This window comes from Actinoplanes sp. NPDC021490 (genome assembly GCF_055562135.1).
This window is the reverse complement of the sequence record NZ_JBVHFW010000001.1, coordinates 954,960-970,425: the sequence shown is the minus strand read 5'-3', so window position 1 is coordinate 970,425 and position 15,466 is coordinate 954,960. Positions and strand designations below refer to the sequence as shown.

Genomic DNA, 15,466 nt, shown 5'->3' with positions numbered 1-15,466 from the left:
CCCCCGAGCACCTCCCCGAACGACCTGGGCAGGCGCCGCGCACCAGCACGTGCGCGATGCCACCCAGCGCCCCCACCGACAGGGCAGGCCGCCGCACACCGCCCGTGCCACCCAGCGCCCCCACCGACAGGGCAGGCCGCCGCACACCGCCCGTGCCACTCAGCGTCCCCCGACAGGGCAGGTGCCGCACACCGGCACGTCGTCGTCGCCTCCGGAGGTGACCGGCCACCCAGCCGCAGCTCCTGCCGTCCGCCCGTGCCCCGCCGAAGCTTTCCCGCGACGGCGCATCTGACGCAGTGCTCCGGCGACCTCCTCGGACACGGAGACAAGTTCCCACCGGCCGCCCTTGACCGCTACTGACCCTGATGCCCGTCTCTCACCCGGGAAGGTCAGCCAGCGCAGGCCTGGTGCCGACGCCCCCGCCAATCCCTTCGGGTCAAGCACCCACCGTTTCAATGGTCAAGCCGCCCCCCTCGTGCCCGCTGCGGATCGCACGAAAAGGCTTGGGTGGCAGCCCTGCACCATTACTGAGCTGCAGTGATGGACCTCACGATGGCACTCTCGCGAGCTTCTTGTACGGTCGTACTTGTACAGCCGTACAAGTTGAGAGAAGGAACGCCGTGCCGTACGTGTTTCTGCTGGTTGCCATCAGTGCGGAAGTCCTGGCGACGAGCATGTTGAAGTCGACGGAAGGCTTCTCTCGGCTGTGGCCCACGGTCGGCTGCCTGGCCGGTTACGTGGTCTCGTTCGCTGCCTTGTCGGTGTGCGTGAAGGACCTGCCGGTCGGCGTCGTCTACGCGGTCTGGTCGGCCATTGGCACAGCGGCGATCGTGGCCATCGGCGCGGTCTTTCTCGGCGAGCCGCTCACGACGATTAAGGTCGTCGGGGTCAGCCTCATCATCGCCGGCGTAGTGACCGTGAATCTGGGCGGTGCCCATTGAGCAACCCGGGATTCGACCCGACCGACGCTCCCGACGAGACCGGCCAAAACCGATCGGTTTCGCGGGATACGGCGAGCGGCTGGGAGACGGTCAAGGCTCCCCTCGCGAGCGTCGTCGGTCCCGCGCTGTCCGCTAGGCGGAGCGCTCACTCCGCAGGAAACACAGGAACGGACGCCGGCCAGGCCCGAGTCCGGGCGGCCGACGCGGGGACCGAGCGGGGACGGCGGCAGGCGGATCGGGGATCTCGGTCCGAGGGCGGGTCGGGCGCTGATCGACCTAGGCGGCGGCGCAGTGATCGGGATCCGCTGCATGATGACAGTCCGGCGGCGGGGAAGCCGGCTCGGCGGCGTAGCGACGGGGAGCCGCGGCGGCCGCAGCGGGCCCGCGATCCGGAGGCGCGACGGCGGGCGCTGGCCGCTGCGGCGCTCGAAGTGATCTCGGAGTCGGGGCTGGCCCGGACGTCGCATCGGGCGGTTGCCGCCAAGGCCGACCTTCCGCTCGGGGCGACGACCTACTACTTCCCCACGCTCGACGACCTGATCGCCGCCGGTCTGCAGCTGGCCGCGGCCGAGTTGCAGGCCGACTTCGATCGGTGGGCCGAGCGGTTGCGGACCGCCGACGACATTCCGGCGGCGGTTGCCGGCCTGATCGTCGAATACCTCACGGACCGTCAGCGAGCTCAGCTCGAATGCGAGCTGTACGTAGCGGCCGCCCGCGACCCCGCCCTCCGCCCGCTGGCCATGGCCTGGCTGACCGGCATGCGTGACATCCTCGAGCCGCACCTCGGCACCGACGCCACCCGCGACGTGATGGCCCTCTTCGACGGCGTAACGCTCCAGGCCCTGATCACCGGCCGAGACGTAAACCCCGACACCCTGACAGCCACAATCCGCCGCCTGACGACCCCCTGACGGCTCCAGCCCACGCCCCTCCAAAGGAAGACGACCCGCCCAACCGGTGAGAAGGCCAGCCGCCCAACCCGGCGAGGAGGCCGTCTGCACAGACCGGCAAGCAGGCCGTCTACGCAGACCAGCGAGTAGGCCATCTGCACGGACCGGCAAGTAGGCCGTACGCAGACCGGCAAGTAGGCCGTCTACGCAGACCGGCAAGCAGGCCATCTGCACAGACCGGCGAAAACTGCCGCTCCTTACAGAACAGCAAGGATGGCCCGTCCGCGCCAACCGGCGAGGAAGGCCGCTCCCCAGACCAGTAAGGAAGGCCATCCGCCGGACCCAGCGCGGAGTGGTGCCAGAAAGTGCCGCGCTCGGGGCAGGAGCTATCGGCAGAAGTGCGCTGCGGGCAAGAAGCGAACGGCCCGCCTTGGGAACAGGCGAGCGGGGAAAGCAAAACGGCCCGCCCCGGTAAGAAGGCGGGCGGGGAAAGCGAAACGGCCCGCCCCCGGAAGGAGGCGGGCCGTTTCAGGGCTCTCAGTTGCGGTTGGAGCCGGTGTCTTCCGGGTAGGTCGCGCCGCCGTCTGACTCTCGGGTCAAGGGGCGGGCGCCGCCCTCGGGCGGGCCTGCGATGGACTGCTCGCCGGCCGCCAGTTCCGGGAACTTGGCGTCGAACGCGGGGCGCTCGGAACGGATGCGCGGCATGCGGTCGAAGTTGCGCAGGGGCGGCGGGGACGAGGTGGCCCACTCGAGCGAGTTGCCGTGGCCCCACGGGTCGTCGACGGTCACGACCTGGCCGACCTTGTACGACTTCCAGCAGTTGTAGATGAACGGCAGGGTCGACAGGCCGAGCACGAACGAGCCGATCGTCGAGAACGTGTTCAGGAACGTGAACCCGTCGCTCTCGAGGTAGTCCGCGTAACGCCGGGGCATGCCCTCGGTGCCCAGCCAGTGCTGCACCAGGAACGTGGCGTGGAAGCCGATGAACGTCAGCCAGAAGTGAATCTTGCCGAGGCGCTCGTCGAGCATCCGCCCGAACATCTTGGGGAACCAGAAATAGATGCCGGAGAACACCGCGAACACGATCGTGCCGAACAGCACGTAGTGGAAGTGCGCGATCACGAAGTACGAGTCGGAGACGTGGAAGTCGATCGGCGGGGAGGCCAGCAGCACGCCGGACAGACCACCGAAGAGGAACGTCACCAGGAAGCCGATCGCGAACATCATCGGTGTTTCGAAGCTGATCTGGCCGCGCCACATCGTGCCGATCCACACGAAGAACTTCATGCCGGTCGGCACCGCGATGAGGAAGCTCAGGAAGCTGAAGAACGGCAGCAGCACCTGGCCGGTGACGAACATGTGGTGCGCCCACACCGACATCGACAGCGCGGCGATCAGCAGCGTCGCGGCGACCAGGCCCTTGTAGCCGAAGACCGGCTTGCGGCTGAAGACCGGGATGACCTCGGTGATGATGCCGAAGAACGGCAGCGCCACGATGTACACCTCGGGGTGGCCGAAGAACCAGAAGAGGTGCTGCCACAGCATCGGCCCGCCGGTGTCGACGTCGAAGACGTGAGCACCGAGCACGCGGTCGGCGGCCAGGGCGAACAGCGCGGCCGCCAGGAACGGGAAGACCATGATCACCAGAAGGCTGGTGACGAGGATGTTCCACGTCATGATCGGCATGCGGAACATGGTCATGCCGGGGGCGCGCAGAGTGAGCACCGTGGTGATCAGGTTGACGCCACCGAGGATCGTGCCCAGACCGGAAAGGGCCAGGCCGACCACCCACATGTTGCCGCCGACGCCCGGCGAGTGCAGCGAGTCGCTCAGCGGGGTGTAGGCGAACCAGCCGAAGTCGGCCGCGCCCCCCGGAGTGAAGAAGCCGCTGATGGTGATCGTGCCGCCGAACAGGTACAGCCAGTACGCGAACGCGTTGAGCCGCGGGAACGCCACGTCGGGCGCGCCGATCTGGATCGGCACCACGAAGTTGGCGAACGCGAACACGATCGGCGTCGCGAAGAACAGCAGCATGATCGTGCCGTGCATGGTGAACAGCTGGTTGTACTGCTCGGGCGAGAGCAACTGCATGCCCGGCCGCGCCAGCTCGGTGCGCATCAGCAGCGCCATGAGGCCGCCGAGCATGTAGAACACGAAGGCCGTGACCAAATACATGATCCCGATCTGCTTCGCGTCCGTCGTGCGCAGGATCCGGGCAAGTGCCGAACCCTTGACCTGCCGCCGGACCGGATAGGGCCGGGTCACGATCGGCTTAGGCGCAACGGTCGTCACGAATAGCCTCCGTTGTCTCGTTCGTCCCACTCAGTACGCCGTAGATGAAAGGCGTACCTCGCAGGCAGAATAGTCCCCCGCCGACCCCTCGCGGGCGGGGGGTGACCAAAGAGGTCAACAACGGTTTGTGCTGCCGCTCAGACCGGCTGGACCAACGGTCGGTAGTGGTCGGCGAAGATCCGCAGGCCACGCCTGCGCAGCATGGGGTCGCGCAGCGCGGGCGGCACGTCACGGGTGCGGTCGCGCTCGCGGGTGCGGTCACGCATGTCGGTGCAGCGGGGGCGACGGCGATTTTCGTACGCCGCGAGGGCCGCCGGCACGTCGTCGCCGGCCTTGCGGAGTTCCTCGCCCAGGACGACGGCGTCTTCGAAGGACATGGCCGCACCCTGGGCCAGGGTCGGAGCGGTGGCATGGGCTGCATCACCGACGAGTACCACCGGACCGCGCGACCATGCGTCCAGAACGACCTCGTCCGTACGCGCCACCTGAACCTTTTCGATCGCGCCGAGGATTGCCGGCACCGGGCCGCCGAAACCGCCGAAGAGCTCGCGCACCCGGGCCAGCGGATCTTCGGGGTTGGGCGCGTCGGGTGCGGTCTCGTCGGCGTGGAAATAGAGCTTGCGGCCGCCCATCGGCATCGCCACGAACGAGGAACGGCGCCCGAGCAGGGCCGTCCAGTCGCTGAGCGGCGGGCCGCCGGAGACCACCGAGCGATAGACGATCTGGCCGGTCGGCGTGGCCGGCCCGCCCAGCCCGGCCTTGGACCGGATCGTCGAGCGGCGGCCGTCGGCCCCGACCACCAGGTCGTATTCGGTGACGCTGCCGTCGGCGAACTCGACCTTGGCGGTCTGGTCGAAGATCTCGAGATCCCGTACGGCCGTGTCGTAACGCACCTCGCCGCCGACCCCGGTCAGCAGGACCTGCTGCAGGTCGGCCCGGGACAGGGCCCGGGACTCGCCGACGCCGGCCCAGAGGGCGGCCACATCGAGCTCGAAGAGCTCACGGCCCCGCGAGTCGAGGAAGACCTGCCGGAAGATGAGGTCGCCCAGCGGGCGCAGCGGCGCGTCGAGGCCGAGCTGCCGCAGGGCGCGGGACGCATTGCCGGGCAGATAGATGCCGGCGCCGGGCAGCATGGTGGCCGGAAGCTCCTCGACCACATCGGGCCGGAATCCGGCCAGGCGCAGAGCTCGCGCGACGGCCAGCCCGGCGATTCCCGCGCCCACCACCAGGATGCGCAACGTCATCGCAGCCTTGCCTCCCACCCGTCGGACACGCGTCGGAGCCAAGACACTACCCCGAGCCACCGTTGGGGGAAACCCGCGATCATCGAGGAGTCCGAATTGTTCGGATGGTGGGCATACCTCAACCTCGCATGGGGGGTCGGACGAATTACGTCCGTGTATTTTCCCCCGCCGCGGGAGAACACTGAAGACATGACGGACCGTCTCGCCGACTATCGCCGTAAACGGGACGCATCACGCACCCCGGAACCGGTGCCCAAGGCCTCGCCGCAGCCGACCGACCGCCACCGGTTCGTGATTCAGCAGCATCACGCGCGCAGCCTGCACTGGGATGTCCGGCTCGAGCGCGACGGCGTGCTCGTCTCGTTCGCCGTTCCGCGCGGCCTGCCCCGTGATCAGCACCGCAACAACCTGGCCAAGCACACCGAGGACCACCCGCTCGAATACCTGGACTTCTCGGGTGAGATCCCGGCCGGCGAGTACGGCGGCGGCCGGATGACGATCTTTGACAGCGGCACGTACGAGACGACCAAGTGGCGCGACGACGAGATAGGCGTCACGTTCGACGGCGACCGCACCAAGGGGCGCTACGTCTTCTTCCAGACCGGCGGCAACGACTGGATGGTCCGGCGGATGGACCCGCCCGAGCCCGGCTGGGAGACGATGCCCGAGGTGGTGCCGCCGATGCTGGCGACCAGGGCGGCCGGCCTGCCCGGGCCGGCCGAGGACGCCGAGTGGGGCTACGAGATGGCGTGGGGCGGCCGGCGCGTCCTCGCTTATGTCTCCGGCGGCCGCGTACGCCTGCTGGACGCCGACGGCAACGACGTGACCTCGTGGTATCCGGAGATCCGCCCGCTCGGGCCGCAGCTGGCGCCGATCGAGGCCGTGCTGGACGGCGAGATCGTCACGCTGCCCGACCCGGCCCAGCTCGAGCGGCGCAAGCAGCCGAAGGACTCCGCCGCGGCCAAGCGCGCCGCCGAGCGCACCCCGGTCCATTTCCTGGCGTACGACCTGCTCTGGCTGGAGGGCCACAGCACGGTCGAGGCGGTGCGGTACGGCGAACGCCGCGAGCTGCTGGAAGGTCTGTCGATCAACGGCGACCACTGGCAGACGCCGCCGTACTTCCCCGGCGGCGGCGAGTTCGCGCTCGAGGCGGCCGCGGCCCAGGGCCTCGGGGGAATCGTGGCCAAACGCCTCGACTCCCCCTACTTGCCCGGACGCCGCAGCCGCCTCTGGCTGGAGATCAAGCAGCCCGACGGCGCGTGAGGAACAGCGCCCCGGCCCCGCCCAGCACCAGCAGCAGACCGATCGCGCCGAACAGAGCGCCCTGCGGCCCGGTGATCGGCAGCCCGCCGCCCCCGCCGGATCCACCGGACGGTGGCGGCGCCGCAGCCGGGTTCAGGACGACCGCCGCCGTGTTGTTGGCCGGATTCAGCTCGCCCGCATCGGCCGGCGCGGCCAACGCCACCGTGCCCCGGGCCCCCGGGATCACCTGGTCGATGCGCAGCCCGAACTCGAATGTCACGGTGCCGCCGGCCTTCAGCAGCGAGGAGAACTCACAGTAGTAGCGCGGCGAACCCGCCGCCCCGGGCCGGCCCGCGTCGATCTCGCCGTCGGCGGTCATGGGGTAGCAGCTGTCCGGCACCCGGACCGCCGTGGCGCCCTTGGGCACGTAGAAGCGGGTCTTCGCCCAGTCGGCGCGGTCCAACGTCGCCGGCCCATGGTTGAGCAGGCCGACCGGAACGGTGACCACTGCACCCTTCTGGCCCGACGCTGTGGCGCCGACAGCGGCCACGTCGGCCGAGTTCCGGCCGGTGAGCTCGACTTTCAGGGCGTGCTGGGGAGACCCGGGGGGCAGTAGGGCCTGCGGAGGCGCGGCCTTGGCCGCGGCCACCGGGGTAAGCCGCAGGACACCACCGCGGCCGGGCGTGCCGATCTGCCCGTAGCCGCCATTGCGCACCCACTGCCGCTGGTCGGCGAGCTCCTCGTCGGTCATCCACTCCCAGATGCCGGCCCGCATGCCCGGGGAGAGGGTGTCGGCCCGCACCCTGAGCGGCAAGTTCACCCGGTACGTGGTCCCGGGCTCGAGCGTCTGGTCGAACGTGCACCAGGCCAACAGGCCGTCGGCGTAGTCGCAGTTGCTGTACTGCGTACGGCTCTCGAGGAAGTATTCGCGGCCGGCGCGGAACCCGACGCCCTGCGCCGCCACGGAGCCCGAGTTCCTGATCGTGAGCGGGGCGTCGATCGGGTCGCCCGGTGCGGCCTTCACGATGCGATCGCTGGTCACGGCGGTCAGGCTGACCCCCTCGCCGACCGTGACGCGGGCCGTCCGGGTGACCGGGGCGTATCCCTTGACGGTCATCGTCGCGGTGAGCGTGGCCTCCTGGCCGGGCACGGCGTCGTCGGCGATGTTGATGAAGCTGCCGACCAGCAAGGGGTCGACACCGGCCGGGGTCAGCGCGGTCACCGGCGAACTGCAGCTCAGATCGACGTTGCCGGGGGTGGCCGCACGGCAGTTGTCCCCGGAGCTCTGGTGCAGGAACCGGAACGCCGGGTCCTGGTCGATGAACCGGTAACGGAGGCTGACCGCGTCACCGGCCACGGGCAGGGTCCGGTCGGCAAACAGCAGGGTGGAGATGTACGTGTTGGATCCGGGCACGACCGTGTGGCTCTTGAGGTAGAGATCGACCTCGGGCTTCGCGGCGGCCTGAGCCGGCACCGCCCAGGCGAGGGCGAGCGCCAGCGCGGCCAGACCGGCCGGCAGACGACGCAGAACAAGGGGACGCATCGGGGCTCCTCCGCATAACCCGAACACCAAATCGTCCGAAGTGTAGGGATCACCGCACCAGCCCGTGACCCCGAGACGGAATCGTTATCTCGGGGGTCGACGCCGAAGGTCTAGCGGTTGAGCACGATCGCGGCCGTGTTGTTCTTCTTGTTGAGCTCCTCGGCCGGCGCCCCGACCGCCACCGCGCCCCGGGCCCCCTTGATCACCTGGTTGATCCGCAGCCCGAAGGCGAACTTCACCGTGCCGCCGACCTTGAGCAGCGAGAAGAAGTCGCAGCTGTAGCGGAGCTCGCCGGGCGCACCGGGCCGGTTCTCGTCGATCCTGCCGGTGATGGTCATCGGGAAGCATCGGTCGGGCACCCGTACGGCGGTGGTGCCCTTGGGCACGTAGAAGCGTGTGGTCGGCCAGGTGCCGTTGACCCGGCTGTGGTCGATCGCGGCGGGCCCGTTGTCGCGCAGGCCGACCGAGACGGTGACGACCGCACCCTTCTTGCCCTTGGCCGTGGCGCCGACGGCGGCCAGGTCGGCCGACTTCTTGCCGGTGACGGTGAGCTTCAAGTTGTGCGACGCGTATTCGGTCAGTGCCTGCGGCGGGCCGGCCTTCGCGGTGACGACCTCGGTCAGCCGCAGCACTCCGCCCTTGCCGGCCGGGCCGAGCCGGCTGAACCCGCCCTTGATCACGTATTGCCGCAGGTCGGCGAACTCCTCGTCGGTCATCCACTGCCACCCGGTGTACTGGGTGCCGGGGGCCGCGGTGTCCTTGCGCACCCGCTGCGGCAGGGTGACCCGATAAGTGGCCCCCGGAGCGAGGGTCTGCGGGAAGACGCAGGCGGTCAGCACGCCGTCGACGTACGCGCAGTTGCTGTATTGCGTACGGGATTCGAAGGCGTATTGCGTGTTGCCGAGGAGCGCCGTGCCCTGGACCGGCACCGAGGACGCGTTGGTGATCGTCAGCGGGGTGTCGATGGTGGCGCCGGGCGCGGCCGAGCGTTCCTTCTCGGGGTCGACGGCGTTGAGCGACACGCCCTCGCCGACGGTGATCCGGGCGGTGCGGGTGACCGGGGCATAGCCCTTGACGGTCATCGTCGCGGTCAGCGTGGCCTGGTCGCCGGCCTTGGCCGCGCCGTCGACCTGCACCCAGCCGACCACCGCGGAGTCGACACCGGCCGGGGTCAGCGAGGTGACCTCGGCGCTGCAATTCAGCTCGAGCAGGGTCTCGATGTCGACGCTGCAGTTGTTGGGGTGGCCCGCCTCCTGCAGCCGGAAGACCCGGTTCTGGTTGACGAACCGGTATTTGAGGGCGACCGCGCCGCGCGCCACCGGCAGCGGCCGATCGGCGAAGAGCAGCGTGTAGATCAGCTCACCGTGGCCGGGGGCGATCGTGTAGCTCTTGACGAAGAAGTCGACCTTGGCTTTGGCCGCGGCCTGCGCCGGCAGCGCCCAGGTGAGAACGAGGGTCAATGCCGCCAGTCCGGCGAGCAAACGACGAAGAACGGGTGGGCGCATCGGGCTCCTCCGTATGTCCCCGAGCATCTACAGCGCCCGCAGCATAAGGATCGGCGCAAGATCCTGTGGTCCCGAAACTAAATTGTTACCTCTCGTTCACGTAAACTCGGCTTGCATCTGACCGCCCGGCGCACCGGTGGTCCGTGCTCCGAGCCCGGCTTCCCGGTTCCCTTCATTCAGCCCCGCCTTCGGCGATGAAGGGTTTACCGGTGACCGCAGCGGAAAGGTCTTCTGTTTAGATGCACGCCGACAGCCCCCCGACTCCCGCATTGATGACCGAGATGTCTGCTGAACTCTGGAATTCCGCCGCCCGCGTTCTCGAGACCAACTGGCAGGACGACCACATGGTCCCGTCCCGCCGTCTCTATCCGCACCAGTGGAGCTGGGATGCCGCGTTCATCGCGATCGGCCTGGCCTACGTCAATCCGACCCGCGCCTGGCGTGACCTGCGCAGCCTGTTCGAGGCCCAGTGGCCGGACGGGCGCGTGCCGCACATCGTCTTCGACCCCGCGACCGCCGAGTCCGACTACTTCCCGGGTCCGGCCTTCTGGGGCGTTCCCGCGTACGCGAACCGGCCCGCACACGGAAGCACCGGGATCGTCCAGCCTCCGCTGCACGCCATCGCGGCCTGGGAGGTCTACCGCCGCGCCTCCGCGCACGGGGCGGCGTGCGTGCAGCAGGCGTACGGGGAACTGGAATGGCTCTATCCCCGGCTGGTCGCCCAGCAGGGCTATCTGACGACGCGCCGCAATCTGGGCGGCGACGGGCTGGCCGCCATCGTGCACCCGTGGGAGTCGGGCCTGGACAACAGCCCGGCCTGGGACGCCGCGATGGCCGACGTGCCGGCCGACATGTCGCTGCTGAGTACGTTCCGCCGGCGCGACCTCGACGTCTCCGACGCGGCGCATCGCCCGACCGACCGCGACTACGCCCGGTACGTCGGCCTGGTCCTCAGCTACCGCGCCGAGGAGTATTCGGACGCCGGCCTGCTGCGGCGGCACGCGTTCGCGGTCGAGTGCCCGTCGTTCAACTCGATCCTGGGCGCGGCCGAACTGGCCCTGGCCCAGATGGCCGCCGTGCTCGGGCTGGCCGCCGAGTCCGACGCGCACCGCGAGCGCGCCCAGCGGATCACCGGCGCGATCGTCAAGCGTCTGTGGAATCCGGAGACCGGCACCTTCCACGCCCGCGACGTGCGCACCGGCACGCTCAGCCCGGCCCATTGCGTCAGCGGCCTGATGCCGTTGATGCTGCCCGACGTGCCGGCCGAGCAGGTCGACGGCATGCTGGCCGAGCTCCGCTCGGAACGGTTCGGCCTGCCCCACGAGACCGGGCTGCCGGTGCCGAGCTACGACCGTACGGCGCCCGACTTCGACACCCAGCGTTACTGGCGGGGGCCGGTCTGGGTCAATGTGAACTGGCTGCTGCGCCGCGGCCTGCTGATCCACGGCCTGCTCGACGAGGCCGAGGACCTGCGGGCGGCCATGGTTCGGCTGGTGCACCGCAACGGTCACTTCGAGTATTTCCACCCGAAGAACGGCGAGGGCCTGGGCGCGCCCACCTTCAGCTGGACCGCCGCCCTGGCCCTCGACCTGCTCGCCGACCGTTCCGTGCCGGCGTACGCCAAAGCCGCTTGAATGCTGTGACGGCCTAGAAGACGACGACCGAGCGCAGCACGCCGCCGGTGTGCATCTTGCCGAAGGCCTCCTCGACCTGACCCAGCGCGATCTCCTCGGTCACGAAGGCGTCCAGGTCGAGGCGGCCCTGCAGGTAGAGCTCGGTCAGCATCGGGAAGTCGCGCGACGGCAGGCAGTCGCCGTACCAGCTGGACTTGAGCGCGCCGCCCCGCCCGAAGATCTCGAGCAGCGGCAGCTCGATCTTCATGTCGGGGGTGGGCACGCCGACGAGCACGACCGTGCCGGCCAGGTCACGGGCGTAGAAGGCCTGCTCGTACGTCTCGGGCCGGCCCACCGCCTCGACCACGACATCGGCCCCGAAGCCTCCGGTCAGCTCCTTGACCTTCTCGACCACGTCGACGCCACGCGCGTTGATCGTGTGGGTGGCGCCGAAGCCCTTGGCCCACTCCAGTTTCTGGTCGTCGGTGTCGATCGCGATGATCGTGGTCGCCCCGGCCAGCGCCGCCCCGGCCACCGCGCCGTCGCCGACACCGCCGCAGCCGATCACCGCGACCGAGTCGCCGCGGGTCACGCCGCCGGTGTTGATGGCCGCGCCGATGCCGGCCATCACGCCGCAGCCGAGCAGGCCGACGGCGGCGGCCCGGGCCCGCGGGTCGACCTTTGTGCACTGTCCGGCGTGCACGAGCGTCTTTTCGGCGAACGCGCCGATGCCCAGGGCCGGGGACAGCTCGGTGCCGTCCTCCAGGGTCATCTTCTGGGTGGCGTTGTGCGTGGCGAAGCAGTACCACGGCTTGCCCTTGCGGCAGGCCCGGCACGTGCCGCAGACGGCACGCCAGTTGAGCACCACGAAGTCGCCCGGGGCGACGTCGGTGACCCCGGAGCCGACCGACTCGACCACGCCGGCCGCCTCGTGGCCGAGCAGGAACGGGAAGTCGTCGTTGATGCCGCCCTCGCGGTAGTGCAGGTCGGTGTGGCACACCCCGCACGCCTGGATCGCGACCACGGCCTCACCGGGCCCCGGGTCGGGCACCACGATCGTGGTGAGCTCGACGGGGGCACCCTTGCTGCGGGCGATGACGCCCTGCACTCGCTGACTCATGCGCCCAGCGTAGAGGCGATCACGCGCAGGGGTCAGAGGTCGGCGGGAAGCGCACGTCGAGCGGCTGGTCGAGCAACGCGTCGGCCAGCTTGGCCAGCTGACGCACCTGGGCCGGGGAGAGCCGGTCGAAGATCAGCTGCTGCACGGCCTCGACGTGACCGGGCGCCGAATCCCTGATCTTGGCGAAGCCGTGGTCGGTGAGCACGGCGATCTGCACGCGGCCGTCGCCGGCGTCACGCTCACGGCGCACCCAGCCCTGGCCCTCGAGCCGGGCGACGACGTGCGAGAGGCGGGAGAGCGAGGCGCTCACGTTCTTGGCGAGCTTGCTCATGGCCAGCCGCCGGTCGGGCTCCTCACTGAGGGTCACGAGAACGATGTAACCCATGTGGGTCAGCCCGGCCTCGCGTTGCAGCTGAGCCTCGAGAGCCGCGGGCACCTTGATCAGCACTTCGACGAGGCGGCGCCACGTCTGTTGCTGCTCGTCGGTCAACCACCGCGGCTCAGCCGCGCCAGAAGGCTCTGTCATGCAGGAAGGTTAGTAGCGGCCCGCGCTTAGGTCACGATCCGGGTCCAGGTTGCCCCGGACGTGGGCGAGACCGATCGACGGGCGACGTTGTCCTTGTACGCTGCGCTCGGACTTTCCCCGGGGCCGGCCCAAGCGGCACGGCGCCGGCACCGGTTCGGCTGGGGGGCCACGGCCGGTGCCGGCGCCGTGCTCACATCTGGCGGCGCTGGAATCCCTCGAGCGTTACTCCTGCGGCGGCTCGTCCTGGCCGGCCTCCTCGGCGGCGTCGGCCTCTTCCTTCGTCTTGTGCACCGCGCCGTCGGCGTGCTCCGCCGGGCCGTAGACGGTGTAGAGGACCAGCGGGTTCGGCCCGGTGTTGAGGAAGTTGTGCTTGCGCCCGGCGGGAACCACGACCAGGTCACCCTGGGCGACCTTGCGCTCCTGGCCGGACACGATGGCCTTGCCGGTTCCGCTGACGAAGGTGAGGATCTGGTCCACCTCGTGGACCTCCTCGCCGATCTCGCCGTCCGGCGGAATCGTCATGATGACCAGCTGGGTGTGCTTGCCGGTCCAGAGCACCCGGCGGAAATCCGGGCTCTCCTCGGCGACGGTGGCGATCGTGAAGTGCTCCATGACCGTCCCTGTACCCAGCTCAGGACGTGCGCAATCGGCCTTCGACCACCGGGGCGGGCCGGCCGATCAAGTAGCCCTGCACATAGTCGACGCCCAGCTCGCGCAGGAGCCGCAGGGTGGGCTCGTCCTGCACGAACTCGGCCACCGTGTGGATCCCGTACGCCTGGCAGACCTGCACCAGGGCCCGCACGAGCACCTGATCCTGCGGGCTGTTGACCAGGTCGACCACGTACTCGCCATCGATCTTGACCAGGTCGATCGGGAAGATCCGCAGGTAGCGGAACGACGCGTAGCCCGAGCCGAAGTCGTCCAGCGCCAGCTCGCAGCCGAGATCGCGGATGCGGTCGGCGAACCGGCGCGCCTCGCTGAGGTTGCCGATCAGGGCCGTCTCGGTGATCTCGAAGGTCAGCTGCTCGGGCTTGACCCCGTACCGGTCGATGAGCCTCTCGACCTCGTCGGTGAGCCGCGGATCGCCGACCGAGCGGCCGGACAGGTTGATCTGCAGACAGCGGCCGGGCTGTTCGGCGGCCAGCTGCATGGCCCGCTCGACCACCCACAGGTCGATGTCGAAGACCGCGTCGAGGCGCTCGGCGATGTCGAGCACCTGGATCGGCGACTGCGGGCCGTCGGCCTCGTCGAGCACCCGCAGCAGCAGCTCGTGCCGGGTGATCTCGTTGCTCTGCAGCTCGAGGATGGGCTGGGCATAGAGGGTGAACCGGTCGGTGTCGAGCGCGTCGGCGACCCGGCTGCGGTAGGAGCCCTGCCGGTCGCGGGCCGGCACCGGGTGGGCGATCAGGCCGAGCGGCGTGCCGTCGTCGCGGGCCTGCCGCCAGGCGTGCTCGGCGTCGATCAGCAGTTCGTGGCTGCCGGCGTCACCGTCGGGGGTGAAACGCACGAGGCCGCCCCAGGCGTGCGCGCGCAGCCAGGTGTCGGGCAGCACGAAGGTCTGCGACCGCAGCGCCTCGACCAGCAGCTCCGACTCGCGCCGGGCCATCGGCCACGAGGTGCCGGACAGCAGTACGGCGATCTCGTTGGGCCCGACCCGGCCCAGCAGCGCGCCCTCCTGCATCACGCCCTCGAGCACCCGGGCGGCCCGTTGCAGCAGGTTGGCGTTGCGTTCGGGGCGCACGTGGTCGCCGTCCGGCCCGGACGGTTCCGGCTGCACCCGGATGACCAGCACCGCTCCCCCGCCGCGGCGCAGGGCCCGGTCGATCTCGTCGGCGAACCGGGCCCGGGTGAGCAGGCCGGTTTCCGGGTCGATCTCGACCAGCGTGGCCTGCACGGTCTCGCCCCGGCGGGCCAGCCGGTCGAGCTCGCGGCGGGCGCGCTCGCGGGCCGAGACGTCGGTCACCGTGCCGCGGATGCCTCGTACGGTGCCGTCGGGGCTCTTCACCGGGTCGAGCCGGCAGTCCACGTCGAACCACCCGCCGTCGACCCGCATGAGCCGGATGGTCGTACGCACCTGGGAACGCGTCGTCCACGCCTTGGTGATCGACGCCAGCGCCTCGGCGTGGTCGTCCCGGTGCACATAGCGGACCAGGACCTTGCGGCTCACCTCGTCGTGCGCGGGCGGATCACCGAGCATCTCGCGCAGCGTCGCCGACCACACGATCCGGTCGCCGGTGGCCGTGTAGGAGAACCAGGCGGGACGGTCCTCGGGCGGAGTCCGCTGCTCCGGAAGCCGCGGCGCCGGCACATGCTGATGCTCCTCGGGTGCGGCCATGCGCCCGCCACCTCCCCCCACGACGTTCCCCAGACCCCAGAACTATTACGACCCGTCACACGGCCGATATAACAGTGGACAGCCGCGGCAAACTTTCACCGGATGCCTCCGCACATCGTCGAGCAGCAGGTTCTCGCCCGATCAGAGTAGGGAAATACCTGATCGGTTGACCACTGCGCTGCGTAGTTCACGCCGTGAGATAGCGCCATTTCCAT

The 15,466-nt window shown here is 69.8% G+C and carries 12 protein-coding genes; 4 read left to right on the top strand and 8 right to left on the bottom strand.

Annotated features, from left to right (window positions below; all coding sequences use genetic code 11):
- Positions 1-620 precede the first annotated feature (620 nt).
- Complete coding sequence (locus tag ACZ3I4_RS04565) at positions 621-941, top strand: DMT family transporter (RefSeq protein WP_465380426.1); 321 nt, start codon at positions 621-623, stop codon at positions 939-941.
- A 431-nt stretch (positions 942-1,372) separates the two neighbouring features.
- Complete coding sequence (locus ACZ3I4_RS04560; RefSeq protein WP_465380425.1) at positions 1,373-1,852, top strand: TetR/AcrR family transcriptional regulator; 480 nt, start codon at positions 1,373-1,375, stop codon at positions 1,850-1,852.
- 516 nt (positions 1,853-2,368) lie between these two features.
- On the opposite strand, the gene ctaD is transcribed toward ACZ3I4_RS04560, so the two are convergent.
- Both ctaD and ACZ3I4_RS04550 read right to left on the bottom strand, forming a co-directional pair.
- Positions 2,369-4,123 carry an aa3-type cytochrome oxidase subunit I gene (gene ctaD / locus ACZ3I4_RS04555; protein WP_465380424.1) on the bottom strand — a complete coding sequence of 585 codons (1,755 nt, stop codon included), beginning with the start codon at positions 4,121-4,123 and terminating at the stop codon, positions 2,369-2,371.
- Between the two features lie 137 nt (positions 4,124-4,260).
- Positions 4,261-5,367, bottom strand: a complete 1,107-nt coding sequence (locus ACZ3I4_RS04550; RefSeq protein ID WP_465380423.1) for an FAD-dependent monooxygenase — start codon at positions 5,365-5,367, stop codon at positions 4,261-4,263.
- Positions 5,368-5,556: 189 nt separating this feature from the next.
- Here ACZ3I4_RS04550 and ACZ3I4_RS04545 point away from each other — a divergent pair, with 189 nt between their 5' ends.
- Entirely contained in the window at positions 5,557-6,630 is a 1,074-nt protein-coding gene (locus ACZ3I4_RS04545) for a DNA polymerase ligase N-terminal domain-containing protein (RefSeq protein WP_465380422.1), read from the top strand.
- Here the strand turns inward: ACZ3I4_RS04545 and ACZ3I4_RS04540 are convergent.
- Positions 6,608-8,152, bottom strand: a complete 1,545-nt coding sequence (locus ACZ3I4_RS04540) for a hypothetical protein (RefSeq protein WP_465380421.1) — start codon at positions 8,150-8,152, stop codon at positions 6,608-6,610. The genes ACZ3I4_RS04545 and ACZ3I4_RS04540 overlap by 23 nt on opposite strands.
- Positions 8,153-8,262: 110 nt before the next feature.
- A complete protein-coding gene (locus tag ACZ3I4_RS04535) occupies positions 8,263-9,657 on the bottom strand; it encodes a hypothetical protein (RefSeq protein ID WP_465380420.1) in 1,395 nt (464 codons plus the stop codon).
- A gap of 281 nt (positions 9,658-9,938) precedes the next feature.
- On the opposite strand from ACZ3I4_RS04535, the gene ACZ3I4_RS04530 reads away from it, so the two are divergent.
- The gene (locus ACZ3I4_RS04530) at positions 9,939-11,291 is read left to right on the top strand and encodes an MGH1-like glycoside hydrolase domain-containing protein (RefSeq protein WP_465380419.1); all 1,353 of its coding nucleotides are present in this window, start codon (positions 9,939-9,941) and stop codon (positions 11,289-11,291) included.
- Between the two features lie 13 nt (positions 11,292-11,304).
- Here the strand turns inward: ACZ3I4_RS04530 and ACZ3I4_RS04525 are convergent, their stop codons facing one another.
- The 4 genes from ACZ3I4_RS04525 to ACZ3I4_RS04510 all read right to left on the bottom strand — a co-directional run bounded on the left by ACZ3I4_RS04525 (position 11,305) and on the right by ACZ3I4_RS04510 (position 15,251).
- Positions 11,305-12,390, bottom strand: coding sequence for an S-(hydroxymethyl)mycothiol dehydrogenase (locus tag ACZ3I4_RS04525; protein ID WP_465380418.1), 1,086 nt, complete (start codon positions 12,388-12,390; stop codon positions 11,305-11,307).
- Between the two features lie 19 nt (positions 12,391-12,409).
- Positions 12,410-12,916 carry a MarR family winged helix-turn-helix transcriptional regulator gene (locus ACZ3I4_RS04520; protein ID WP_465380417.1) on the bottom strand — a complete coding sequence of 169 codons (507 nt, stop codon included), beginning with the start codon at positions 12,914-12,916 and terminating at the stop codon, positions 12,410-12,412.
- Between the two features lie 222 nt (positions 12,917-13,138).
- A complete protein-coding gene (locus ACZ3I4_RS04515) occupies positions 13,139-13,528 on the bottom strand; it encodes a cupin domain-containing protein (protein WP_465380416.1) in 390 nt (129 codons plus the stop codon).
- A gap of 19 nt (positions 13,529-13,547) precedes the next feature.
- On the bottom strand, positions 13,548-15,251 hold the full coding sequence (locus ACZ3I4_RS04510) for an EAL domain-containing protein (protein ID WP_465380415.1): 1,704 nt from the start codon (positions 15,249-15,251) through the stop codon (positions 13,548-13,550).
- Between the last annotated feature and the right edge of the window lie 215 nt (positions 15,252-15,466).